General features: G+C 64.7%; 19 protein-coding genes, 1 tRNA gene and 1 pseudogene. 9 read left to right on the forward strand and 12 right to left on the reverse strand.

Going from position 1 to position 24,755, the window contains the following annotated elements; translation table 11 throughout:
* Positions 1 to 2: 2 nt before the first annotated feature.
* From glgB to FHY55_RS14020, 3 genes are all read right to left on the reverse strand, one after another.
* Entirely contained in the window at positions 3 to 2,207 is a 2,205-nt protein-coding gene (glgB, locus tag FHY55_RS14010) for a 1,4-alpha-glucan branching protein GlgB (protein ID WP_254695316.1), read from the reverse strand.
* Positions 2,207 to 3,799, reverse strand: coding sequence for an alpha-amylase family glycosyl hydrolase (locus FHY55_RS14015; protein ID WP_140014787.1), 1,593 nt, complete (start codon positions 3,797 to 3,799; stop codon positions 2,207 to 2,209). Before FHY55_RS14015 ends, glgB begins: the two co-directional genes overlap by 1 nt.
* A 185-nt stretch (positions 3,800 to 3,984) precedes the next feature.
* A tRNA-Ser gene (locus FHY55_RS14020) sits at positions 3,985 to 4,074 on the reverse strand.
* A 239-nt stretch (positions 4,075 to 4,313) separates the two neighbouring features.
* On the opposite strand from FHY55_RS14020, the gene FHY55_RS14025 reads away from it, so the two are divergent.
* The 7 genes from FHY55_RS14025 to FHY55_RS14055 all read left to right on the forward strand — a co-directional run bounded on the left by FHY55_RS14025 (position 4,314) and on the right by FHY55_RS14055 (position 11,225).
* A complete protein-coding gene (locus tag FHY55_RS14025; protein ID WP_140014788.1) occupies positions 4,314 to 5,411 on the forward strand; it encodes an SPOR domain-containing protein in 1,098 nt (365 codons plus the stop codon).
* A gap of 88 nt (positions 5,412 to 5,499) precedes the next feature.
* A complete protein-coding gene (locus tag FHY55_RS14030; protein ID WP_140014789.1) occupies positions 5,500 to 6,663 on the forward strand; it encodes a D-alanyl-D-alanine carboxypeptidase family protein in 1,164 nt (387 codons plus the stop codon).
* Positions 6,664 to 6,920: 257 nt separating this feature from the next.
* Positions 6,921 to 7,550 carry a dTMP kinase gene (gene tmk, locus FHY55_RS14035; protein ID WP_140014790.1) on the forward strand — a complete coding sequence of 210 codons (630 nt, stop codon included), beginning with the start codon at positions 6,921 to 6,923 and terminating at the stop codon, positions 7,548 to 7,550.
* Positions 7,547 to 8,707: a DNA polymerase III subunit delta' gene (locus tag FHY55_RS14040; protein ID WP_140014791.1), complete on the forward strand. Its 1,161-nt coding sequence runs from the start codon at positions 7,547 to 7,549 to the stop codon at positions 8,705 to 8,707. Before tmk ends, FHY55_RS14040 begins: the two co-directional genes overlap by 4 nt.
* 15 nt (positions 8,708 to 8,722) lie before the next feature.
* Positions 8,723 to 9,508 (forward strand): TatD family hydrolase, encoded by a 786-nt coding sequence (locus FHY55_RS14045; protein ID WP_140014792.1) that lies wholly within the window; start codon positions 8,723 to 8,725, stop codon positions 9,506 to 9,508.
* A complete protein-coding gene (locus FHY55_RS14050; protein ID WP_140014793.1) occupies positions 9,505 to 10,299 on the forward strand; it encodes an MBL fold metallo-hydrolase in 795 nt (264 codons plus the stop codon). Before FHY55_RS14045 ends, FHY55_RS14050 begins: the two co-directional genes overlap by 4 nt.
* On the forward strand, positions 10,296 to 11,225 hold the full coding sequence (locus FHY55_RS14055) for an AEC family transporter (protein ID WP_140014794.1): 930 nt from the start codon (positions 10,296 to 10,298) through the stop codon (positions 11,223 to 11,225). The genes FHY55_RS14050 and FHY55_RS14055 overlap by 4 nt, the downstream gene beginning before the upstream one ends.
* A gap of 15 nt (positions 11,226 to 11,240) precedes the next feature.
* On the opposite strand, the gene FHY55_RS14060 is transcribed toward FHY55_RS14055, so the two are convergent.
* The 7 genes and pseudogenes from FHY55_RS14060 to FHY55_RS14090 all read right to left on the reverse strand — a co-directional run bounded on the left by FHY55_RS14060 (position 11,241) and on the right by FHY55_RS14090 (position 19,696).
* Entirely contained in the window at positions 11,241 to 13,163 is a 1,923-nt protein-coding gene (locus FHY55_RS14060; RefSeq protein ID WP_140014795.1) for a TonB-dependent receptor domain-containing protein, read from the reverse strand.
* A gap of 154 nt (positions 13,164 to 13,317) precedes the next feature.
* A complete protein-coding gene (locus FHY55_RS14065) occupies positions 13,318 to 14,373 on the reverse strand; it encodes an MBL fold metallo-hydrolase (protein WP_140014796.1) in 1,056 nt (351 codons plus the stop codon).
* Positions 14,374 to 14,508: 135 nt separating this feature from the next.
* A pseudogene (locus FHY55_RS14070) lies at positions 14,509 to 15,345 on the reverse strand (ABC transporter permease); the annotation flags it as partial.
* Between the two features lie 20 nt (positions 15,346 to 15,365).
* On the reverse strand, positions 15,366 to 17,009 hold the full coding sequence (locus tag FHY55_RS14075) for an ABC transporter permease (RefSeq protein ID WP_140014798.1): 1,644 nt from the start codon (positions 17,007 to 17,009) through the stop codon (positions 15,366 to 15,368).
* Positions 17,002 to 17,304, reverse strand: a complete 303-nt coding sequence (locus tag FHY55_RS14080) for a DUF1330 domain-containing protein (protein ID WP_140014799.1) — start codon at positions 17,302 to 17,304, stop codon at positions 17,002 to 17,004. The genes FHY55_RS14075 and FHY55_RS14080 overlap by 8 nt, the downstream gene beginning before the upstream one ends.
* Before the next feature lie 90 nt (positions 17,305 to 17,394).
* Positions 17,395 to 18,510 carry an extracellular solute-binding protein gene (locus tag FHY55_RS14085; protein ID WP_140014800.1) on the reverse strand — a complete coding sequence of 372 codons (1,116 nt, stop codon included), beginning with the start codon at positions 18,508 to 18,510 and terminating at the stop codon, positions 17,395 to 17,397.
* A gap of 82 nt (positions 18,511 to 18,592) precedes the next feature.
* Positions 18,593 to 19,696, reverse strand: a complete 1,104-nt coding sequence (locus tag FHY55_RS14090; protein ID WP_140014801.1) for an ABC transporter ATP-binding protein — start codon at positions 19,694 to 19,696, stop codon at positions 18,593 to 18,595.
* Between the two features lie 319 nt (positions 19,697 to 20,015).
* On the opposite strand from FHY55_RS14090, the gene FHY55_RS14095 reads away from it, so the two are divergent.
* Together FHY55_RS14095 and FHY55_RS14100 are read left to right on the forward strand one after the other, a co-directional pair.
* A complete protein-coding gene (locus FHY55_RS14095) occupies positions 20,016 to 20,423 on the forward strand; it encodes a RidA family protein (RefSeq protein ID WP_140014802.1) in 408 nt (135 codons plus the stop codon).
* Between the two features lie 72 nt (positions 20,424 to 20,495).
* Entirely contained in the window at positions 20,496 to 21,710 is a 1,215-nt protein-coding gene (locus tag FHY55_RS14100; RefSeq protein ID WP_140014803.1) for a threonine ammonia-lyase, read from the forward strand.
* A gap of 9 nt (positions 21,711 to 21,719) precedes the next feature.
* Here the strand turns inward: FHY55_RS14100 and aroQ are convergent, their stop codons facing one another.
* Both aroQ and FHY55_RS14110 read right to left on the reverse strand, forming a co-directional pair.
* Entirely contained in the window at positions 21,720 to 22,157 is a 438-nt protein-coding gene (gene aroQ, locus FHY55_RS14105) for a type II 3-dehydroquinate dehydratase (protein WP_140014804.1), read from the reverse strand.
* A 134-nt stretch (positions 22,158 to 22,291) separates the two neighbouring features.
* Positions 22,292 to 24,754, reverse strand: coding sequence for a serine/threonine-protein kinase (locus tag FHY55_RS14110; protein WP_140014805.1), 2,463 nt, complete (start codon positions 24,752 to 24,754; stop codon positions 22,292 to 22,294).
* Position 24,755: the final 1 nt, after the last annotated feature.

A 24,755-nucleotide genomic window follows, 5' to 3' on the forward strand; every position in this document is an offset into this window, starting at 1 on the left:
CATTAAGTCTTGTGCCGAAGCATCAGGGTGGCCAGAGGCGGCACCTTGAGTTCGATTGATTGCGGCAGCCCGTCCCAGTCGCCCGCTTGGCTCTGGACCGCGCCGCCATTGCCCCGGTCGCCGCCGCCATAGGCCGCAGCATCCGAGTTGAGAACCTCCTCCCAGGTTCCCGGGCGTGGCACGCCGATGCGCCAGTTGCGCTCGACCGGCGTGAAGTTGCAGACCACCACCACCGGCGCGTCCCCCTCCTCGCCGAAGCGGGCAAAAGCCGAGAGCGACTGCTCTGGATCATTGGCGATCCAGCGAAACCCAGACGGGTCACAATCGCGCCGGTGCAGAGCAGGCGTGTTGCGGTGCAGGTGGTTCAGATCGCGCACAAGGCTCTGAAGGCCGCGCTGCTTTTCGCCATGCAGGGCGTCCCAATCGAGCGAGACATCATGGTTCCATTCGCTCCACTGGCCAAACTCGCAGCCCATGAAGAGCAGCTTCTTGCCGGGATGCCCCCACATGTAGCCGTAGTAGGCGCGCAGATTGGCGAATTTCTCCCATTCGTCGCCCGGCATCTTCTCGATCATCGAGCCCTTGCCGTGCACCACCTCGTCATGGCTTATCGGCAGAATGAAATTTTCCGAAAAGGAATAGTCGATCGGCAGGGTCATCAGGTGATGATCGTATTTGCGGTGGATCGGGTCTTTTTCGATGTAGCGCAGGGTGTCGTTCATCCACCCCATGTTCCACTTGAAGCCAAAGCCGAGCCCGCCCGCATCCACCGGGGCGGAAACGCCGGGAAAGGCGGTGGATTCCTCGGCTACCGTCATGATGCCCTCCACCTCGCCATAGCAAAGCGTGTTCATCTCCTTCAGGAAGTCGATGGCCTCATAATTCTCGCGCCCGCCGTCCTTGTTGGGCACCCAGGCATCCTGGGCGCGGGAATAATCGCGGTAGAGCATTGAGGCGACGGCATCCACGCGCAGCCCGTCGACATGGTATTCGCTCAGCCAATACAAGGCGTTGGCGGTGAGGTAGTTTTTCACCTCGGTGCGCCCATAATTGTAGATCAGCGTGTTCCAGTCCTGATGGAAGCCCTCGCGCGGGTCGGAATGTTCGTAAAGGTGGGTGCCGTCGAAACGGGCAAGGCCGTGGGCGTCTTCCGGGAAGTGCCCGGGCACCCAATCAAGGATCACGCCCAAATCCGCCTTATGCGCCGCCTCCACCAGATCCCGAAACTCATGTGGCGGCCCAAAGCGGATCGTGGGGGCATACATGCCAAGCGGCTGGTAGCCCCATGAGCCATCAAACGGAAATTCGCTGATCGGCAGAAACTCAAGATGCGTGAAGCCCATCCATTTGGCGTAGTCCACCAGTTCGCGCGCCAGTTCCTTGTAGGAGAGCCTGCGCCCATCCTCGGCCCGCCGCCATGAGCCGAGATGCACCTCGTAGATCGACATCGGCTCTTCACGGCGCTGCCTGTCGCCGCGGGTTGCCATCCAATCCTCATCGGACCAGCCATACCCCGAGATATCGCGGATGACGGAAGAGGTTTCGGGCGGGTGCTGCGCCCCGAAGCCCACAGGGTCGGCCTTGAGGAAGGGGGCGCCCTCGGTCGGCGCGATCTCGTATTTGTAGAGCTCGCCCTCCCCGAGACCGGGCAGGAAGATCTCCCACACGCCCGACACACCCACCCGGCGCATCGGGTGGCGGCGGCCGTCCCAGGTGTTGAAATCCCCCACGACCGAAACCCGCGCAGCGTTGGGCGCCCAGACGGCGAAATGCGTGCCGGCAATGCCCTCCAGCTCGGTCACATGCGCGCCGAGCGCCTTCCAGAGATGCCGGTGCGTGCCCTCGCCGATCAGGTATTGGTCCATATCCTGAAGGACCGGGCCAAACCTGTAGGGATCTTCAAACGCCCAGCTCGCCCCATCCTCGAACTGCGCCGTTAGCGAATGCGCCGATTCCGAGTTGGGCACCTGCGCGGCAAAGAGCGGGCCTTCCAAACGCTCAAGCGGCACGCTCTTGCGCCCAACCTTCGCCACCACCGAGGTGGCATCAGGCACCAGCGCCACGCACCAGGCTTTGCGCCCGCTCTTGTGCACGCCAAGAACATCAAATGGCCGGTCGTGGCGTGCGTGAAGCAGGGCTTCAACATCGCCCTCGCTCATATGCGGCGGGAGCGCGCGCGGCGTGGTGCTCGCCCCGGCCTCGGCCATTACGCCAGCCTTCCGATGACAAAGCCGTTGGGCCCGAGCGAAAGGGAGCCGTCACCAACCTCCGCCGCTTGCTCGAGAACCGGGGTGATCCGGCTCGGCAGATCAACGGTGACCGGCTCTGGCGAAAGGTTATAGATGCACATCAAGCTGTCTCCTCGCTGGAAGCCTAGCACCGGTTCGGGGAAATCCACAAAGCCCGTGTTCCCGAGCCGCAGATCGGGCTCGGCCCGGCGCAGGGCCAGCATGGCGCGATAGAACGCCAGCACGCTGTTCTCGCCCTGGGCCGAAACCGCGCGCGCCTGCTGCGGCGGCTTCACCGGCAGCCAGGTTTTGTTGGCGATTGAAAAGCCACCGTTCGGCGCATTCGCCTCCCAAATCATCGGTGTGCGGCAGCCATCGCGCCCGGTCTTTTCCGGCCAGAAGTTGATGCCCTCCGGATCGGTCAGCTCTTCGAAACTCAGCACGGTATCGACCTGCCCCAGCTCCTCGCCCTGATAGATGCAGATCGAGCCTTCGAAACTGAGCAACAGGGCGGCGGCCTGTTTGGCCAGCGCCTCCTGATCGCCCGCGTGCTCCAGCCAGCGCCCCACATGGCGCGGCACATCATGGTTGGAGAAGGCCCAGCACGGCCAGCCATCGGGCGCGCCTTTGAAGAACGCCTCGATACGGCTGCGGAAGTGCTTGGGCGAAAAATCCGGCCCCAGCAGTTCAAAGCTGTAGGCCATGTGGAGACGGTTGGAGCCGGAGGTATATTCGCCCATGAGGTCGATCGAATGGTGGCTGTCGCCCACCTCGCCCACCATGGTGCGCCCCTCATATTCATCCAGCAGCGCCCGCAGCCGCTCCAGAAAGGCAATGTTCTCGGGCCGGTTCTTAGAAAACAGCGTGTACTGCATTTCAAAGGGCCGCACGGCCTCCTGCGCCCAGGGCAAGGGGTTTGCGGCGTTGTCGCGCAGCAGTTGGTCGTGGACATAGAAGTTGACGGTGTCGAGCCGGAAGCCATCGACCCCGCGGTCGAGCCAGAAGCGGACGCAGTCCAGCAGGTAGTCCTGCACCTCGGGATTGTGGAAGTTCCAATCCGGCTGTTCGCGCAGGAAGTTGTGGAAGTAATACTGCCGCCGCCGCGCATCCCACTCCCAGGACGACCCACCGAAGATCGCCAGCCAATTGTTGGGCGGCGTGCCATCGGGCTTTGGATCGGCCCAGACAAACCAATCCGCCTTGGGATTGTCGCGGCTCTGGCGGCTTTCGGTGAAATAGGGGTGCTGGTCGGAGGCGTGGCTGAGCACCTGGTCGATGATGACCTTGAGGCCAAGCGCATGGGCCTTGTCGACCAGCGCGTCAAAGTCCTCCAGCGTGCCGAAGGTCGGGTCGATATCGGTGTAGTCCGACACGTCATAGCCCATGTCCGCCATCGGCGAGGGAAAGACCGGGCTGAGCCAGATCGCATCCACGCCAAGGCTGGCAACATGATCCAGCCGCTGGGCGATGCCTTTCAGATCACCGATCCCGTCGCCATCGGCGTCCATGAAAGATCTTGGGTAGATCTGATATGTGACAGACCCCCGCCACCATTCCTGCCCGTTCGCCATGCGCCATGTCCTTTCCTGCTTAGTATGTTAGCCCTAACATGCACGCCTGACTATGTCTTTGGCCATCTGCGTGCAACGGGCTGGCACAGGCTTCGGTGCGAGCAACCGGCGTGCTGCTTGCGTTTAGGAGGGAGATGAGGAACGGGGGGCCTGCGGCTTGGCCTGTGGGTCGAGCACGCTGGAGGTGGCGGAAGCGGTGGGATTCGAACCCACGAACGAGTTTCCCCGTTGCTGGTTTTCAAGACCAGTGCCTTCAACCACTCGGCCACGCTTCCGCTCTGCCTTCCCTGCGGCGCAAATCACCGACCGGGAGGGGCGCGGCCCAGAAACCCCGGTGGCGCGAAAAAGGCAACACCCTACGCGCCAATTTCTGCTTGGCCATGACATCCCGGGTTCCCATGCGGCCCTCTGGTATGTATTGTGACGTCTGAGAGCAGTTCAGCCGGGCAAACCGGCGGCAAAAAATGCCATGGCGGGCAAAGACCCGACCAAAAGGCGGACAAAGGGGCGAAGCATGGGCAAGGGCAAACTCCTTCATGTAGGTGTGATTTCGGTGTCGGTATTGGCGCTGACGGCCTGTGAAGATGGCACGGGGCTGAAGTTCGGCGGCAAGAAGGCCGACGGGCCAGCAACGGCGGCAGTGGACCGTCCGGCAACCACCAAGCTGGTGGAACGGGACGTGGAAGCGCCGGAAGTTTTCTCGAAAACCGAAGACGGGCTTTGGGACGGGCGGCCTTCGCTCGGCGGGGTCTGGATTGCCCACCCCGATGTGAAAGAGCCCGAGCGGGTTATCATCCGCAATGAAACCAACGGAAAATTCGTGATCGGTGCGCTGTTCAAGCGCGAGCGCGAAAACCCGGGGCCCAAGCTTCAGCTTTCCTCCGATGCGGCCAATGCGCTGGGTCTGTTGCCCGGTGCGCCGACCAAGCTGAACGTGGTGGCACTGGTGCGCGAAGAGGTGCCCGAGGCGGCTCCGGCCGCGGCCCCTGCCCCCGTGAGCACAGATACCATCGCTGCGCCCGAAGCGATCGAGCAGAAATCGCTTGATGCACCGCTGGCCTCTGCCGAGGCCGCCATTGCGCGGGCCGAGGGCACGGGCGCCGCAGGTGCCGCTGCCGCTGGCACGGCTGTTGATACCGCAAGCGCTGCCGCCCCCGCAGGGCCGGAACCCAAGGCCAAGAAGGGCTTCTGGCAGCGCCTGAAAGGCAAGAACACGCGTCGCGCCAAGGCCGATGCCACAATTTCTGCCGCCCCCGATGCCGCGCCCCCCGTGGCCCCGGCTGGCACGGCGACGCCCGAGATTTCCGCAGCACCGCTTGCCCCCACCGCCGCAGCGGCCACCGCGCCTGCCCCCAAGGCAGCCGGGCCCAAGCCGTCGGGCGGCAAGAACTATGTGCAGATCGGGATCTTCTCGGTCGAGGACAACGCAAATCGCACCGCCGCCAATATGCGCAAGTCCGGCGTGGTGCCCACCGTCTATGAGCAGCAGAGCGCCGGCAAAACATTCTGGCGTGTCGTGATCGGCCCTGCGCATAGTGCCGCCGATCGCGAGGCACTTCTCAAAAAAGTTAAGGCGATGGGCTTCCAGGACGCGTATTTTGTGAGCAACTGAGGCGGGACTCAGCCGCAAGCCAAGCCCCGCCCTGCACCACCCCCCGGCCAGTCGCGCCGGGGCCGGACAGGAAAGGACTTCCGCCCCCATGCTTCGCCTCCACGGCTTCGCAACATTGATTGCCGCTGCGGTCATTGCCGCCGCAACCACCGCCGCCGCCGCCTTCGAAACCCGCGCCACCTCGGCCTGGGTCGTCGATGAGACGACGGGCACGATCCTGCTGTCGAAAAACGCCGACACCGCCCTGCCCCCGGCCTCCATGTCCAAGCTGATGACGCTGAACATGCTGTTCGAGGCGCTCCGCGACGGGCGGGTGACGCTGGACACGACCTTCACCGTGAGCGAGCGCGCCAAGAACATGGGCGGCTCGTCGATGTTTCTCAACACCACCGACAGGCCCTCGGTCGAACAGCTGATCAAGGGGATCGTTGTGCAATCGGGCAATGACGCCTGCGTGGTGGTGGCCGAAGGGCTGGCGGGCACCGAAGACGGCTTTGCCCGGCTGATGAATGAGCGCGCCCGCGACCTCGGCATGGAAAACTCCACCTTCGCCAACGCCAGCGGCTGGCCCAACCCGGGGCAGCGGATGTCGATGCATGACCTCGGCATTCTGGCGCTGCGGCTTATCCGCGAGTTCCCCGAATACTACGGCTACTTCGGGATGGAGAAGTTTGAGTTCGACGGGCGGGTGCCGACCAATCACAACAACCGCAACCCGCTGCTGAAGCTCGGCATTGGCGCGGATGGGCTGAAGACGGGGCATACCTCCGAAGCGGGCTATGGGCTTGTTGGCTCGGCCAAGCAGGGCAACCGGCGGATCGTTTTTGTCATCACCGGCCTGCCCTCGGAAGATGCACGCAAGCAGGAGGCGATCAACATCGTCAACTGGGCGTTCCGCCAGTTCGTGCAGAAGACCGTGGCCGATGAGGGCACCCGGGTGGCCGAAGCGCCGGTGTGGCTCGGGGCAGAGCCCCGGGTTGGGCTGGTGCTGGCAAACGACCTTGATGTGCTGATGCCTGCGCTTGCGCAGGACAGCCTGAAGGCGGAGGTGAGCTATGAGGGCCCGTTGCGCGCGCCCGTGGTGGCGGGCGATGAGGTGGCACAGCTCACCGTGACCCTGCCCGACATGGAAGCGATCACCGTGCCACTGGTGGCTGAGCGCGATGTGCCCAAAGGCGGCTTCCTTCCCCGGCTGAAAACGGCGGCGGGCGTGCTGATGAAGCAGTTCGCGAGCCAGGCTGCGCCGCAGTAGGGCTGGTCGGAGCGGCGGGGCAAGCGCCGCCCCAGGCTGGCCTTGAGCGCCGTGGTCGGCATTCGGCGTTGCCCGCGCGGCGGCGGTGCACCATAGGGGGCCAGCCCCCCAGACCCCCCGGAAATATTTGCCGCAAGAAAATGAACAGGGCGGCCGATCTGCTTCATTTTCTTGCGGAAACTCTCCCTGCCCGGAGCCCCGCGGCTCTTTTGCCGATCTGGTTTGCAGCCCTCCCCTGCGCGGGATAATGTCCGCCCATGTCAACCGCTCCCGGCCTCTTCATCACCTTCGAGGGCATCGACGGCGCCGGGAAATCCACCCAGGCGCGGGCGCTTGGCGCGTGGTGCGAAGCCGAGGGCCGCGCGGCGGTGCTGACCCGAGAGCCCGGTGGCTCGGCCGGGGCCGAAGAGATCAGGCGGTTGCTGGTGGAGGGCGCGCCCGACAGGTGGTCGGGCGAGACCGAAACGCTGCTGTTTACCGCCGCGCGGCGCGATCATCTGGAGCGGGTGATTGCCCCCGCACTTGAGGCGGGCAAGGTGGTGATCTGCGACCGTTTTGCCGATTCCACCCGCGTTTATCAGGGCGCGGCGCGGGGCGAGTTGAGGGCCTTTGTCGATACGCTGCACGAGCTGGCGATCCGGCGGGAGCCCGACCTGACGCTCATTCTGGACATGGATCCGGAGGTGGCGCTGGCCCGTGGGCTGGCGCGGCGCTCCGGCGAGGACCGGTTTGAGGAAGAGGGGCTGGAGTTTCAGCAGCGACTGCGGGCGGGATTTCTGGCGCTGGCCGAGGCCGAGCCGGCGCGCTGCCGCCTGATCGACGCCAATCGCACGCCTGAGGCCATCACCGCCGATGTCATCGCCGCGGCAGCGGAGCTGATGCAATGAGTGCCGCGCCCCTTGGCTTGGCCGATGCGCCGCCCGAAGCCGACCGGCTGGGCGATTACCCGCATCCGCGCCACACCGAAACGCTCTATGGGCAGGAAGAGGCAGAGGCCCGCTTTTTGGCGGCCTTCACCTCGGGACGCCTGCCCCACGCTTGGCTGATCACCGGGCCGCGCGGCATTGGCAAGGCCACGCTGGCATGGCGCATTGCCCGCTTTCTCATCGCCACGCCTCTGGAGCAGGAGGCCGGGTTGTTTGGGGAGCCCGAAGTGCCCCAAAGCCTCGCCATCGACCCGGACCACCCGGTTGCCCGCCGCATGACCGCAGGCTCGGAAGGTAACCTGATGCTGCTGCGGCGCAAATGGGTGGAAAAGCCCGCCCCCGCCCGCTTCAAGACCGTGATCGACGTGGAAAGCGCCCGCGATCTCAAACGCTTCTTCGCCTATTCCGCCGCCGAAAATGCCCGCCGGGTGGTGCTGATCGACTCGGTCGATGAAATGAACGCCCCCGCCGCCAACGCGGTGCTGAAGGTGTTGGAGGAACCGCCGCTCAACACGGTGCTGCTGCTCATCTCCCACGCCCCGGCGGCGCTGCTGCCCACCATCCGCTCGCGGTGTCAGGTGCTGCCCTGTGCGCCGCTGTCGGAAGCGGCGCTGATTGCCGCGCTGCGTGAGGCCGGGGCCGAGCCACCGGAGGATCCGGGCGCGCGCGCGGCCCTCACCGCGCTCTCCGAAGGGTCGGTGGCCACCGCGCTGCAATTGATCGACGACGAGGGCCTGACACTTTATTCCGCGCTGATCGCGCTATTTCGCGACCTGCCCAAGCTCGACCGCCCTGCCACCCTCGCGATGGCCGCCAAATGCGGCGGGCGCGATGCGCAAGACCGGTTTCGCCTGACCACCCGGCTGATCGACACGCTGCTTGCCCGCATCGCCCGCACCGGTGCGCTCGGCCCGCCCTCGCCCGAAGCTGCCCCCGGTGAGGCCGCGCTGCTCACCCGCCTTGCCCCCGATGCCGCCCGCGCTCGCGCCTGGGCCGAACTGGCCGCCACCCTCGGGGCCCGCGCCCGCGCCGGGGCGGCGGTCAACCTTGACGCCCCTGCCCTCATCACGGATATCTGCCTCAAAATCTCCGAGGCCGCAGCCGACATGCGCCTCTGAGCCGACGGAGCCCCAATGCACCCTGAAATTACCGACAGTCACTGCCACCTCGATTTTGCCGACTTTGACGGCGAGCTGCCCGAGATCATTGCCCGCGCAAAGGCCGCCGGTGTGGGCCAGATGGTGACGATTTGCACCAAGCGGGCCGGGCTGGCGAATGTTCAGTCGATCTCGGAGAGCTATCCGGACGTCTTTCACGCCTTTGGCATCCATCCGATGAGCGTGGCCGAGGAGCCGCTGATCACGGTGGACGAGTTGAAGGCCGCTGCCGCCCACCCCAAATGCGTTGGCATTGGCGAGACCGGGCTGGACTATCACTACACCGCCGAGAGTGCCGAGGCACAGCAAGCCTCGCTGCGCCTGCATATCGAGGCCGCCCGCGAGACTGGCCTGCCGCTTATCATCCACGCCCGCGCCGCGGATGACGACATAGCCGCCATACTGCGGGAGGGCTATGAGGATGGCCCCTATTCTTGCGTGATGCATTGCTTCTCCAGCTCTGCCGAACTGGCGAAGGCCGCGCTGGACCTTGGCTTTTATCTCTCCATGTCCGGCATCGCCGCCTTCCCCAAGAGCCAAGAGCTGCGCGACATCTTCGCCGCCGCCCCGCTGGAGCGGATTCTGGTGGAAACCGACAGCCCCTACCTCGCGCCCCCGCCCCATCGCGGCAAGCGCAACGAACCGGCCTACACCGCGCATACGGCAAAGGTTGGGGCCGAGGTCTTTGGCCTCAGCTACGAGGACTTTGCCGCCGCCACCCAAGCCAATTTCGCCCGCCTCTTCACCAAGGCCGTGGCATGAGTTACCGCTTCACCATCCTTGGCTGCGGCTCCTCGGGCGGCGTGCCGCGCCTGCCCGACAATTGGGGAGATTGCGACCCGACCAACCCGAAGAACGCCCGCCGCCGCTGCTCCATGCTGGTGGAGCGTGAGGGGCCAGATGGCACCACCCGGGTGCTGATCGACACCTCCCCCGACCTGCGCAGCCAGCTTCTGGATGCAAAGGTCGGTAGCCTTGACGGCGTGGCCTTCACCCACCCTCATGCCGATCACACCCACGGGCTCGATGATTTGCGCATGGTGGTTTTCAACATGCGCCAGCGGGTCAAGGTTTGGGCCGATGGGCCCACCACCAATGATCTGATCTCCCGCTTCGGCTACGCCTTCACCCAGCCCGAGGGGTCGGACTATCCGCCGATCCTCGATCTCCACCATATCGACGGCCCCTTCACCGTGGAGGGCGCGGGCGGTGCGATTACGCTGACGCCTTTCGAGGTGGAGCATGGCCGGATCGACGCGCTCGGCTTTCGCATCGGCGGGCTGGCCTATCTGCCGGATGTGTCCGCCATTCCCGAGGCCGCCTGGCCTGCGCTGGAGGGGCTGGACATTTGGGTGCTCGACGCGCTGCGCCGCACCCCGCACCCCAGCCACGTGCACCTTGAGCGGGCGCTGGAGTGGATCGAACGCGCCGCCCCCAAACGCGCGGTGCTGACCAACATGCATATCGACATGGACTACGCGAGCGTGGAGGCCGAAACCCCGGCCCATGTGACACCTGCCTATGACGGCATGGCCCTGAGCCTGCCAGAATGAGCGCCCTCACCTCTGTTATCCTGCCCGTCTTTCTCGTTATCGGCTTTGGCTACCTCGCGGTCTGGAAGTTGAACTTCCGGCCCGAAGCGACCGACATGCTGATGGGCTTTGCGCAGAATTTCTCGATCCCGCTGCTGCTCTTCGCGGCCATGACCCGCCTTGATCTTGCCGTGGGGTTCCAACCGGCGTTGCTTTTTTCCTTCTATGCCGGGGCGTTCGTGAGTTTTGCCGCCGGGATCGCAGGCGCGCGGCTGATCTTCAAACGCGATTGGGAGGATGCGGTGGTGATCGGCTTTGCCTGCCTCTTCTCCAACTCGCTGCTGCTCGGCCTGCCGATCACCGAACGCGCCTATGGCACCGAGGCGCTCACCGGCAACTACGCCATCATCGCCCTGCACGCGCCAGTGCTGCTGACCAGCGGGATCGTGGTAATGGAGCTCGCCCGCGCCCGCGGCACGCCGCTCTCGGCCCTGCCCGCCCGGGTGGCGCGTAACGTGTTTCGCAACGGGTTCATCATTGGCATCCTTGCGGGCCTCGCCGTGAACGTCACCGGCCTGCCGGTGCCGGCTGTGATCATGGACGCTGCCGACCTCATCGCCCGCGCTGGCTTGCCCGCTGCGCTCTTCGCGCTCGGCGGGGTGCTTTATCGCTACCGGCCAGAGGGCGACATTCGCGTGGCGCTGATGGTCTGCCTGCTGGCCCTCGGGCTACACCCGGCGATCACGTGGAGCCTTGCCCACCTCACCGGGGTCGACACGCCGGGCCTGCGCTCTGCCACCATCACCGCGGCCATGGCACCGGGGGTGAACGCCTATATCTTCGCCAACATGTATGACCGCGCCAAGCGCGTGGCCGCCACCGCCGTGCTGATCGCAACGGCGATAACGATGTTGACCGCATGGGGCTGGCTCACGCTGCTCCCCTGACCCACCCCCCGAGGCTCAGAACTCGGTGGTCAGCGCCATCCAGAACGCACGGCCGTTTTGCGTGCTGTCCTGCTCGTCATTGTTGATGTCTTCATTGGTGGCATTAAAGATCGCGGTTTTCAGCACCACGTTCTCGGCAATCCGCCAATCGGCCCCGATGTCGAGCGTGGTGTAGGCGTCATACGCGTTGATCACATTGCCCCGGCTGGAGCTGCTGACCGAGACGCTTTCGCCAAAGTAATTGGCCGCTGCCCAGAGGTTGAGATCGGGGTTGGGGGCCTGCCAATCCACCCGCAGGCTGGCCTGATGCTCGGGCGTGCGCGACAGCGGCTGGCCCGCCAGATCGCCGGTGAGCCGCTCGGACTCCGTCCACGTGTAGCTGCCGGAGAGTTTGAGATCGGGCGTCACCCTATGGCTGCCCGCAAGCTCCACGCCCTGCACCCGCGCCTTGCCGACGTTGTAATACTCGTAAAGCTCGTAGCTGGTGCCATCCACGTCGATAGTGGTGCCGGTATCGCGACTGTCGATCTGATTTTCGAAGTCGGTGTAGAAAGCGGTGGCGGTGATACTGCTCACCGTGTTTTCAAACCGCAGGCCCAGCTCGTAGCTCAGGCTCTCTTCAGGCATCAGGTCGGGGTTGCCGGGGATCACCCCAGCGCCCCGGTTGGTGGTGCTGTAGTAATCCTCCACGAACTGCCGAAGCTCGGGCGTGCGATAGCCCGCCGAAATGCCGCCCGACAGGTAGAGGTTGGGCGTGAGCTCGTAGAGCGCATAGACGCGCGGGGTGAGCTTGCCGCCGAAGCGCTCGTCATCGGTAAAACGCGCGCCCAGCGTCAGCTCGAACCTGTCGCTGAGCTTCCAGATATCTTCGGCATAGAGCGCCGACTGACGGTTGGTGAAGCTATAGTCGAGCCCGTCGCCGAGGCCGGGGTTCTGATCGCTCAGTGCGTTCTCGGCCACTTGCGCGCCAAAGGTGAAGCGATGCTCGCCGCGCCAATCGAAGCTGCGCGAGGCTTTGGCTTCGAGGATGGTGTTGGTCACTTCCGGCGCACGATCGGAGCCGGTGGTGGTGCGCTGCGCCACCTCCTCGGAGAGGCTGGCCGTCACATCCCAAGCGCCAAGCTCGCCCTCATAGCTCAGCGAGGTGCTGCGGCGCGTGTTCATCCGCGGATCGGTCCAGATATCGGTTTTGCCGAATTGCAGCGCCAGCTCGTGGCCCACCGCCGGGGTCCAAGTGAGCTTGGCGGTCAGATCATCCAACTCACGATCGCTGCGCCCGCCATCGCGGCCGGATTCGCCGCGCACCAGCCGGCGGCCCCAGAGCTGGAGGCCGAGCTTGTCTGCCACAAGCGGCCCGCTGAGGTAGAATGAAAGCTGCTGCTCCGAGCTGTCTTCAGATTGCTGCGGCTTCAACGCCTCAACCGTGAGCGAGCCTGCCCATGTTTCGGCGACGGGCTTGGTGATGATGTTGATCACACCGCCCATCGCATCGGAGCCGTAGAGCGACGACATCGGGCCACGCACGATCTCGATGCGTTCAATGGCCGAGGCAGGTGGCATGTAATACTGATCCACACCGCCCGAGGCGTTGGTGCGCGACTGGCGAGTATCCTGCCGCTTTCCGTCTACGAGGATGAGCGTGTATTCCGAGGGCAGCCCGCGCAGAAAGATGTTTTGCCCATCCGAGGCCCCGGCGGACGATACACCCGGCACCCCGCGCAGCGCCTCGGTGAGGTCGGTCACGGCGCCCTGCTCCAACTGCTCGCCGGTGATGACGGTCACGCTGGCGGGGGCCGTCAGCGTATCGGTCTGCACCCCGGCGGCGGTGACGGTGATTGTATCGAGCTCATAGACCTCCTGCGCCGTGGCGGCGGCAGGGGCGAGCGTAGCAGCGGTAAGGAGGAGAGACGCCCGGAGAGGCAGGTGGAAAGCAGACATGGTGGAGCCTTAGGTCAGTGTCGATGTGCGACGCTGGGTGCTGCCGACAGAGCGGCCATGCCTTGCGATTGGGATAGTGCTTATGTGCAGGTGGCCGAGCAACGGAAGGCGCAAGGCGGCAATTGACGCGCCCTGTGCCCACGCCGCAACAGCGCTACTCTGGCGGGTCCTCGGTGAAGCGCGCGGCCTGAGCACGTGCACATTGTTCGAGCACGGTGAAAAGCCCCTGCCCTTCCACCCCGCGCACGAACGGGTGCGGCGCATCCGGCGCGCGGGCCGCCAGCTTTTCGAGCAGTTCGGCAGAGCCATCGCGCCGGGCGTGGCCAGAAATGAACACATCCACCCCTTCCGCTGCCGCGATGTCGCGCATCTTTGCCGCCGAGCGGGCGTAGGCAAGGAAGGTTTGCACATCGGGGCCAAAGTTGAACCCGGTGCCCCCCCAGAGAACGGCCTTGTGGGTGTCATCCCCGTCCTGCAGCGTGAGCACTGGCGAAAGGGTGCCCGGCGTGTGGCCCGGCGTCATGTGCAGCGTCATTTCAGTTTCGCCCGCCACCAGCACCTGACCATCTTCCACCGTGATGCCCTCCGTCGGGGCCGGGCCGAAGCGCGGGTGCTCGCCAAGGGTCGCCGCGAGGGCCCAGTCGGGCGCGGTCATCGAGATCGGCACGCCCAGCTGCTCGGCCAGGTAGTCGGCACCGCCGTAGTGGTCGCCATGGGCATGGCTGACAACGATGTGGCGGATCGCGGCAGGGTCGAGGCCGAGCTGCTGCATCCCGTCAAGGATATACTCCTGCGCCTCCTCGTCGGAGTTCAGCCCGTCAATCAGGATGTAGCCCTCAGGCGTGCCATAGAGCCACGCCATGACGGAGGAGGTGCCAAGCACATAGAGGTTGTCAAACACCTGCATCGGCCCCAGCGGCTGCGCGCCGCGCCCGCCACCACCGCCACCGCCACCGCCACGCCGGGCCGTTGCGCCCCCTTGGCCAGTCTCGCGCCGCCCCTCGCCTGCGGCACGGGGCTTGCGTTCACGCGGCAGGTTCACGTTGCGCATGCGGGAATCCAGCGCGCAAAGGCTGGCATAGCCGGGCCATGCGACCGCCGCCTGAAGACCGGCCAGCGCGTGTGCCTTGGGGCTTTTAAGCTCCTGCGCCGTGGCCGGGGTGCAAAGGGCCAGTGCGGCAAAGGCGGAGCATAGAAAACGGCAAGCCATGGGGCGGGCATCCTTACTTTGGGAAGAACCGGCCGCTGGCTGTGCCCCGGTGGGGGCGGGCTTGCGGAAGTGTCGGGCGCTGGGTAGCGGCAGCGCCAATCCCCGTCAAGCGGGGAGCGGCGCTGCCACCGGGGATCAGCCCGGCGACATGCCCCTGAGCCGTTCGCTGCGCCGCCGCAGCAACTCGACCGCTGCGAGCAGGAAGATCGAGATCACCACAAGCAGCGTCGCCACCGCGAGAATGGTGGGAGAAATCTGCTCGCGCAGCCCGATGAACATCTGCCACGGCAGCGTCTTCTGGCCCGCCGAGCCGACGAAGAGCACCACCACCACTTCGTCGAAGCTGGTGATGAAGGCAAAGAGCGCGCCCGAGATCACGCCGGGCAGGATCAGCGGCATCTGCACCTTGAAGAAGGTGCGCACCGGGTCTGCGCCCATCGAGGCGGAGGCGCGGGTGAGCGAGCGGTCAAAGCCCACCAGCGTGGCCGTCACGGTGATGATGACGAAAGGAATGCCAAGCGCCGCATGGGCCAGCACCACACCGAAGTAGCTGCCCTGAAGCCCAACGCGGGAGTAGAAAAAGTACATCCCCGCCGCCGATATAATCAGCGGCACGATCATCGGCGAAATCAGGATCGCCATGATCGCCCGGCGGAAAGGCACATGCTCGGATGAGAGGCCAATCGCCGCCAGCGTGCCGAAGCTCACCGAAAGCAGCGTGGCAACCGGCGCAATGCTCACCGAGTTCCGCAGGGCCTGTTGCCAGTCGGAGTTGGTGAAGAAGTCGCGGTAGTGCTTGAGCGAATAGCCCTCCGGATCGAAGCTCAGCATCTCTGGCGTGAAGGTAAAGAAATCCTCCGCGTTGAAGCTGAGCGGGATGATCACCATGATCGGTGCGATCAGGAAGAAGAAGATCAGCCCGCAGATGACCCGGAAGCCGTAATACCAGATCCGCTGGCCCGTCGTCGCATATGTCGGAATTGCCATGGTCTTTATCCCAGCTTCACGTTGTCGATGCCCACGATCTTGTCATAGGCCCAGTAGAGCAGCAGCACCGCTGCCAGCAGGATGGTGCCAAGCGCCGCGGCGAGGCCCCAGTTGAGCGATGTCGAGATGTGGTAGGCGATCCGGTTGGAGATGAAGACACCCTTGGTGCCGCCAACCAGTTCGGGCGTGATGTAGTAGCCGATGGCGAGGATGAACACGAGGATCGAGCCCGCGCCGATGCCCGGCACCGATTGCGGAAAGTAGACCCGCCAGAAGGCCACCCAATTGGTCGCGCCAAGCGATTTGGCAGCGCGAAGGTAGGTTGGCGGGATCGTCTGCATCACCGAATACATCGGCAAGATCATGAACGGCAGCAGGATATGCGTCATCGCGATGATCGTGCCGGTGACGTTGTTGATCATGATCAGTCGGTTGTCATCGGCGATGATATGCGCCCAGACGAGGATATCGTTGATCACCCCCTGCTGTTGCAGCAGCACCTTCCATGCCGAGGTGCGCACCAGCAGCGAGGTCCAGAACGGCAGGAGCACGAGGATCATCAGCAGGTTGGAGGTGCGCATCGGCAGGTTGGCCAGCAGCCATGCCACCGGATAGCCCAGCAGGATGCAGGAGCAGGTGATGGCGAGCGACATCAGGATCGTGCGCCAGAACAGCTTGATGTAAATCCGCTGGTTCTCGTCCTGCGCCTCGACCCCGGCGGGGGTGAGTTGCAGATCGACCGAATTGAGGAAGTAGCCCGAGGTGAACTCGCCCGAATAGGCTTTGATGGTGCCCCAAACGTCGATGTCTTCCCAGTCTTCGTCGATATCGACAAGGCCCTCGCGCCAGCCGATGCTTTCAAAGCCGGGGGCGGCCTCTGCGGCCGCGGCCAGCAGTGCGGCATCGGGGCCTTCATAGGCGTCAAGCTGGGCCGGACCGGTGAGGTCGAGCCAGAGCATGGCGTAGACATAGGCCCAAGGGTCTTCTTCTGCCGGGTCGTCGCCGTCTTCATTTTGGGTAAAGGTCGCAAACTCGCTGTAGGCGCGTGCGGTGTTGGGGAGGGCCCCTGCAATGCCATCGCGCAGCTCAAAGGCAGTTGCCGTGCGGTCTTCGGCAGCGAGCCAGCTTTCCGAGCCCATCAGCCGGGCCCATGTTTCGGGCTCTTCCCAGGCTTCATCGAGGTCTTCGAACTGGTCCTGATAGAGCTCGCCAATGTCTTCCACGCCCCGGCCCGTCTTGCGGAAGAGCGAAGAGATGCCGGTGGTTTCGTAGTTCAGGCGCGAGCCCAGTCGGGTGTGGGTTTTGTATTCGACGGCAACCGAGAGGTCGCGGTAGAGCGCCAGAAAGGCCTCATCACCCGGGATCTCGCCGCTGGAATAATCCCAGTCGCCCAGCGCATCGACGGTGTCCGGCAGGGTGCGGGCGACAATGTCGTTTTCCACCGAACGAAACAGCATGTCGGCGATTGGCGCGATGAAGGTGATGAGGATGAAGAGCAGCAGCGGCGCGATCAGCGCCAGCGCGCGCATCTTCTGGCGGCGCAGGGCACGGCCAAGGCTGCGCTTGAGCGGCGTGCCATCGGCGGCCACAAGGCGGCCCGCGGAATCGGTTTCTTCGTGAACTTCGGGGGAGGTGGCGGCCTCAGACATCCGTATGGCCTTCCACGACAATGATGGTGCTTTCGGCGGTGGCCTTCCGGATCAGCGAGATCTCTTGATAGGCCGGGTCTTCATAGGCGGCCTTGGCAGCCTCGAAACTGTCGAACTCGAAGACCACATGGCGCATCCCTTCGGGCACATCGCCCTCGGGCGCCTCGGACTTGCCACCCCGGACAAGGAAGCGCGCGCCATGGGCTTTGAGGATGGGTGTGTCGCCGGTGACGTAGGCCTTGTAGCCTTCCGGGTCGTTCACGACGATATGGCCGATGATGTAGCCCTTGGGCATGGTCGTCCCCCTGGTGTTCTTGGTGGGGCGGCCCCGGCAAGGGGCCACCCGATCTTGTAGGGTGGGCAATCTGCCCACCGTGCCAATGGCTTACTGCGCGAGCCAAGCCTGGAACTTGGCGTCCAGGTCGTCGCGGTAATCAGCCCACCACTCGTAGTTGTAGAGGAAGGTGTTGGTGGCGTTGTTCGGATCGGTCGGCATGTGCGGAGCCATGTCGATGCCAAGCTCGGCGTGCTTGCCGACCAGCGGAGCCGAAGAGGCACGCGCCGGACCGTAGGAGATGTACTTGGCCTGATCGGCAAGGCGCTGGGTGTCGGTGGCGAACTTTACGAAGTCCTTCACGCGGGCCAGACGATCCTCGGGCAGACCGGCAGGAATGATCCAGCCGTCAAGGTCAAACACCTGAGCGTCCCAGAGCATGGCGACCGGCTGGTCTTGCTCTTCGATCACCGAGAACAGGCGACCGTTGTAAGTGGAGCCCATCACCACTTCGCCATCGGCGAGCAGCTGCGGCGTGTCGGCACCGGCGGACCACCAGATCACGTCGTCCTTGATGGTATCGAGCTTGGCAAACGCCTGCGCCTGACCCTCTTCGGTTTCCAGCACGTCGTAGACGTCTTCCTTGGCGACGCCGTCACAGATCAGCGCCCACTCCATGTTGTTGATCGGGCGCTTCTCGAGGGAGCGCTTGCCCGGGTAGGCCTCGGTGTCGAACACGGCGCAGACGTCGGTCGGCGGGGTGTCACCCACCATGTCGGTGCGGTAGCCGAAGGTGGTGGAGTAGACGATCTGCGGGATGAAGCAGTCGGAAACGATCAGATCACCGAAGTCATCGGAGGCCTTTGTGCCGTCGGGCGCGTCGGCCAGCAGCTCGTCAGGATCGTATTCCATCGCCAGGCCTTCGTCGCACAGGCGGATGGCATCAGAGGCCACCACATCGACGAGATCCCAGGTCACGTTGCCGGCCTCGTTCATCGCGCGCAGCTTGGCCACGGCTTCGTTGGAGCTTTCGTCCCAGGTCGAGGTGACGCCTTCGTTGTTGGCCAGATAGGGCTCGACATAGGCTTTCTGCTGCGAGGCTTGGTAGGCACCGCCCCAGCTCACCAGCGTCATGCTGTCGGCCATGTCGCCATGCGCCTCAGCAAAGGCGAGTCCGGCCGACATGGTCAGCGCGGTCGTCGCTAGAATGGTTTTCTTCATAGTCATGCGATTGCACTCCTTGTTGTAATGCCCGTGTTATATCACCGCTCGCCGCGCCCCGGGCAGGCCGGCAAGCTGTGCGGCACGCTCAAGCGTCGAGCGCGCGGCAATCCTCGGGGAGCCAGCCGATCTTGACGGTCTGGCCCTTCTGCATCCGTGCCACATCGGGCGCGTTGCGGGTTTTCACGATGAAGTTCTCGTTGCCAGCAACCTTGAGACGCGTGCGGAAGATGTCACCCATGTAGATGAACTCCAGCACCTCGGCGCTGAGCGTATGGGCGTCGTCCTGCAGGCGCTCGGGGTTGGTCTCTACCCGCTCGGGGCGGATCGAAACGCGGGTGCGATCGCCCACCTTGCTGACGTTCACCGCCTTGGCCTCGATCATGGTTTCGGCGCCATCGAGCTTGATCGTGGCGATATCGCCGTTCAGCTCTTTCACCACGCCTTCCAGCGTGTTGTTTTCACCGATGAACTGCGCAACGAAGCTGTTTTGCGGGGCCTCATAGAGCTGATCGGGCGGAGCCAGCTGCTGGATGCGGCCATCGTCGAACACCGCCACCCGGTCAGACATGGTGAGCGCCTCGGTCTGGTCGTGCGTCACGTAAACGGTGGTGATGCCAAGCTCATGCGCCAGCCGGGTGATCTCGAACTGCATGTGCTCGCGCAGCTGCTTGTCGAGCGCGCCGAGCGGTTCGTCCATCAGCACCAGCTCCGGCTCGAACACCAGTGCGCGTGCCAGCGCGATCCGCTGTTGCTGACCGCCCGAAAGCTGCGCCGGGCGACGCCCGCCGAACTCGCCCATCTGCACCATGTCCAGAGCGCGCTTCACCTTCTTCTCACGCTCCGACGCACCGATCTTGCGCACTTCCAGCGGGAAGGCGAGATTTTCGGCCACGGTCATATGCGGAAACAGCGCGTAGTTCTGAAACACCATCCCGATGCCGCGTTTATGCGGCGGGATGTTGTTGATCGGCTTGCCGTCGAGCTTGATTTCCCCGTGCGTTGCAGTCTCGAAGCCCGCGAGCATCATCAGGCAGGTCGTCTTGCCTGAGCCCGATGGTCCGAGCATCGTCAGAAACTCGCCCTTCGGCATCGAGAGGTTAAGATCTTTCACGACAAGCGTTTCGCCGTCGTAGCTTTTCTGGACGCGTTCGAACTCTACGAAAGCGTCGGTGGCGGCCTGATCTAGCAAGGCAGCTCCTGTTGTTGTTCATTTTCGGCTGCCTCCCCAGGCAGCCGCTCCCTGTGCCCCGACTAAAACAAGCCCGGCTCTGCATTACAATGGGCAACCGCGACAAATTTCAGCAAATAAACGTGCTGTCGTCATGGGTCGGCGGGCTGCACAATAGAGGCGCAGGGCTGCGCCGAACTGCACCAATCTTGCGCGGTGGCGAGATGGCTCTTTGCGGAGGGCTCCTGACAATACCCTGTCAGGAGTGCCCTGCCCCGCCTCTGTTCCGCAACGTCAATCCACCGTAGCGAGAGCCTGTACCCTTCAAGGAGAAAGACCGATGAGCGCAACGATCACCCGCCACAACCCCGCCGCCATGCCTGACAGCACCGCACTTGGCTATGCCCAGATCTCGGTGGTCGAGCCGGGGCGCATGGCTTTTGTCTCCGGCCAGGTCGCCGCCCTGCCCGGCGGTGCCGCGGTGCCTGAGGGGCTGAAGGCGCAAACCGAGGCCGCCGTGGCCAATTGCGCCGCCGCGCTGGACGCGCTGGGGGCCGAACCGGCGGATATAGCCATGATGCGCATCTATGTTGTCGGCCTTGATGATGCGGCCATGGGGGAGTGCTTTCCCACCGTGCTGGGCTTTCTCAACGGTGTGACCCCCTCGATAACCGGCATCGGCGTGGCCGCGCTTGCCGGGGCCGATCTGCTGATCGAGATCGAGATGGTGGTGCGCGTGCCCGGCTGACGCGGCGGCGCGCACGTTGACAATCGGTGTCTGCGCGGTGAAGCCTCGCGGACACCAAAGGACGCTGCCGCCATGACGCTGACCGCCGACCTCATCCGCACCACCCGCGATGCCATCGCCGCCGATACCGTGCGCACCCCGCTGGTGCGCGCGGCCCGGCTTTCCATGCAGCTTGGCTTCGACCTCTACCTGAAGCTGGAAAACCTTCAGCACACCAATGCCTTCAAGGCGCGGGGCGCACTGGCCAAGCTGCTGACGCTTTCGGAAGCGGAGCGGGCGGCGGGTGTAATCGCCTGTTCGGCGGGCAATCACGCACAGGGCGTTGCCTATCACGCCACCCGGCTGGGCATCCCCTCGGTGATCGTCATGCCCGAGGGCACTCCCTTCAACAAGGTAAAGCGGACCGGCGATTTCGGCGCCGAGGTGGTGCTGCACGGCACGAGCTTTGACGAAAGCGTGCAGTTCACCCTCGATCTGGCCGCCTCCCGTGGCCTCACCTTCATCCACCCTTTCGATGACCCGATCGTCGCCGCCGGGCAAGGCACCGTGGCGCTAGAAATGTTGGAGCAGAACCCGGCGCTGGATGCCATCGTGGTGCCGATCGGTGGGGGCGGGTTGATTGCGGGCATGGCCACGGCGGCGCGGGCGGTAAAGCCCGAAATCGAGATTGTCGGCGCACAGGCAGAGCCCTTCAACGCGGTGAAAGCCGCCATCGACGGCACCGCGCCGCACACGCTGGGCTCCACCCTTGCCGAGGGCATTGCCGTGCGCGCGCCCTCCCCCGCCAATATCGAAGTCATCCGCGCCAATGTCGACCGGATCGAACTGGCCACCGAGGCCGAGATCGAAGACGCGGTGTTTGACCTGCTGAGCCACGAAAAGCTGGTGGCCGAGGGGGCCGCCGGGGCTGGCCTTGCCGTGCTGAAGGCCCATGCCGGCGATTACGCGGGCAAGCAGGTGGGCCTTGTTCTCTGCGGTGGCAATATCGACAGCCGCCTGCTCTCCACCCTCATCCTGCGCGGCCTCGTGCGCGATGGGCGCATCACCCGGCTGATCTTCAAACTTGATGACCGCCCGGGCCAGCTTGCTGACATCGCCCGCATTATCGGCGATGCCGGGGCCAACGTGGTGGAGGTGATCCACCAGCGGATGATGCAGAGTGTCGCGCTCAAACAGGCCGAGCTTGAAGTGGTGATCGAGGCCCGCGATGCGACCCATGTGGAAGAGATCACCGGGGCGCTGCGAGACGCGGGGTTTGCCCTGCGTGTCGGCTCCGAGGCGCTTTAGGCTTAAGCCTCAGCCCTTGCCCGTCATCCGCAAGATGCGCTGCACCGCCAGCTCATAGCCCTGCGTGCCGCAGCCCACGATAATGCCGTCGGCGCGCGCCGAGATGTAACTGTGATGCCGAAAGGCCTCGCGCTGGTGAACATTGGAGATATGCACCTCCATCACCGGGCCCTCAAAGGTGTTGAGCGCATCGAGGATGGCCACGGAAGTGTGGGTATAGGCCCCGGCGTTCAGCACAATCCCAAGCCCGTCTTCGCGCGCTTCGTGGATCAGGTCGACAAGCCCGCCCTCATGGTTGGACTGCGCGTCGCGGATCGGCACATCGCCCGCCACCTTCACACAGGCCGCCACCACATCGGCGAGGGTCTCATGGCCGTAGATCTCGGGCTGCCGCTTGCCCAGCAAGTTCAGGTTGGGCCCGTTCAGAATGTAGATGCGCTTCGCCATATGTCCCTCGTCAATCCTGCGCCCTTCTCCCCGGCCCCGCCGCCAAGATCAACCCCAATGACGGCGCGGGCCAGATCAGGCCGCACGCCCGGCAAAGGATGGAATGCGCCGCAGGCGCTCAATTTGACAGCCGCTCACTCGGCGTTGTCATCAAAGCGGAAGTAGCCCAGCGCGGCGGAGGCGGCGTTTTCCTCTTCCGGCCCGCGCTGGCGGATCTCGGCCTGAATGATCGGCATCAGGCTGTTGGTGGGCGTGCCTGCCTGAGTGTCGGCGCTGCCGATCTTGCTGTTGCTCGCAATCGCCAGCATCAGGTAGGGCACGATCTCTCGGTCATCCGCGCCTTGGGGCCGAAGCGCCAGCGCGAAGGTTGCGGTGCCATCGTCCTGCGGCTTAAGGCGCGAGGTGAGGTTGTAGGCCCCGCCCCGGCTGTCGACGAGGAAGAGGGTGATCGAGCGCCCTTCGATCAGGTCGATGGTGCCACGAATGGGATCGCCCGCCTTCAGCACGTCGCGGTCCAGCTTCAGCGCCGGGGCGCGGGCTTCGGAGCGGGTGAGGTTCTTGACGAAGGTCACCACGGCGCATTGGCTGTCATCCACGAGGCGGACGCCGATCTTGGGTTCGGTGCCAAACTCGTCGCGGAATTCGGTCAGCAGCTCCCAGAACGGGTCAACCGAAGTGGCATAGCCTTCGATCTCGAAATCGGTGGGCACGGCAGAGCGGATACCGACATGCACGCAGCGCGGCGTGGAATAGTCGCGCACCCATGCAATCATCCGGCCAATGGTGCCAAAGTCGATCTCGCCGTTGTTTTCCTCCTGCTGCTCTTCCTCGGCGATCACCGTGCCCTCTTTCGGGTCGAGCGTATCGTCGATGGCCGCAATCCCACCGCCGTTGAGAGGCGGTGTTTCAGGGGGCGTGTCGGGGTCCGGCGTGTCTGGGTCCGGGGTGTCAGGATCGGTGTCCGGATCGGGCGTATCGGGGTCCGTGTCGGGATCAGGCGTATCCGGGTCCGTATCCGGATCGGGCGTGTCGGGATCCGGGGTATCAGGATCGGTGTCGGGGTCGGGCGTGTCCGGATCGGTGTTGGGGGTCGGGGTAGCCGGGTCTGTGTCCGTGTCGTTCACGGCCACGTCTTCATCACAATCGTCGATCGGGTTGCCGTTTTCGTCAAACCGCACGGTGGTGCCGCAGCCAGTGGTGGTGCCTGCGCCATTGTCGGTCGTCGTGCCGCCACCGCCTGTGGTGGTGCCGTCATCCGGCTTTAGCCCGGGGATCAGCCCTGCAAAATAGGCCCCCGTGCCGCCACCGCCAACAAGGACCACGGCCAGCAGGGCCGCGATCAGCCCGCCCTTGCCCTTTTTCGCGGGCTGCGGCGGCGGAACCGTCTGGTCGGGTGGCAGCGTGGAGCCAACGCCGGTGTGCTGCGGCGGAACAGGCCCCGGAAACGGGCTGTCGGTGCCCGCGCCAGCGCCCGCATCCTGAGGCGGCACGCTTTGCGGCGGCATGCTTTGCTGCGGCGGGGTGGTGAAGGCATAGGCCGGCGGCTGCGAAATAACCGTGGCCTCGCCGCTCGGCGGCAAGGAGTGCTGCGGCGGAATGCTCTGCGGCGGCTGCGATCCGTACTGCGGCGGCACCGATTGTTGCGGCGGCAGCGAAGGGTCCGGCCCCGGCATGGCAGTGGGCGCAACAGCGCCCGCGCCGACTGCGGCGGGATTGTCGAGAAATTCCAGAACCTTCGCCATGCTTTCCGGCCGGTTGGCCGGGTCGGGCGAAAGCATCATCTCCAGCAGCGGGCGCAGCTCGTCATGGACGCCGGAGAGGTCTGGCACATCCATCCGGCGCTCGACAGCCTCGGCGGGGCTGTCGCCCATGTCGATCGGCTCGCCACGGCACGCGGCAGCGGCCACCAGCGCGAGGCTGTAGATGTCGGAGGTGCCCTCGATCACGCCTTTGAAACGACCGAGTTGCTCGGGGCTGACATAGCCGTATTTACCGGCGAACTGCCCACCCAGCAGGGTGCCGCCCCCGAAATTGGCCGATTTGGCGATGCCGAAGTCGATGATCTTGGTGTGGCTGATCATCCCGTCTTGGATGACCACGTTGTCGGGCGAGAGATCGCGGTGAACAACGCCGAGGTCATGCGCTTTTTGCAGGCCCGAGGCGACCCGGCGCATCATCGTCTTCACGTCCTCGACGGGCATCGAGCCCTCTTCGGCGTAGTAATCCGCCAGCGACCGCCCCTCGACGAATTCCATCACAAGGCAGGCACGCTGAATGCCCGGATCCACGGTGAAGAGCATGTAACGCACGATGGCGTCATGATGGAGGCGGCCCAGAACGGTGGCCTCCTTCTGGAACAGGCTCAGGATCTTTTCGTCATGCGCCAGTGCGGCCAGCACGATCTTGATCGCGACCGGCTCCTCGGTGTGGATGTTGAAGCCGCGATAGACCTCGCCCATGCCACCCGTGGCAATGTGCTCGGTGATCTCGAAGGTGCCCATGATCTGCGTGCCAATGGCCACGCCGGTCGGAGCCGCCGTGCTGATGACAGTCTTCTGGCTGTCGGGCTTCGAGTTTTCCTGCTCGTCGCTGGCCATT

This window comes from Oceanicola sp. D3 (genome assembly GCF_006351965.1).
Lineage (GTDB): Bacteria > Pseudomonadota > Alphaproteobacteria > Rhodobacterales > Rhodobacteraceae > Vannielia.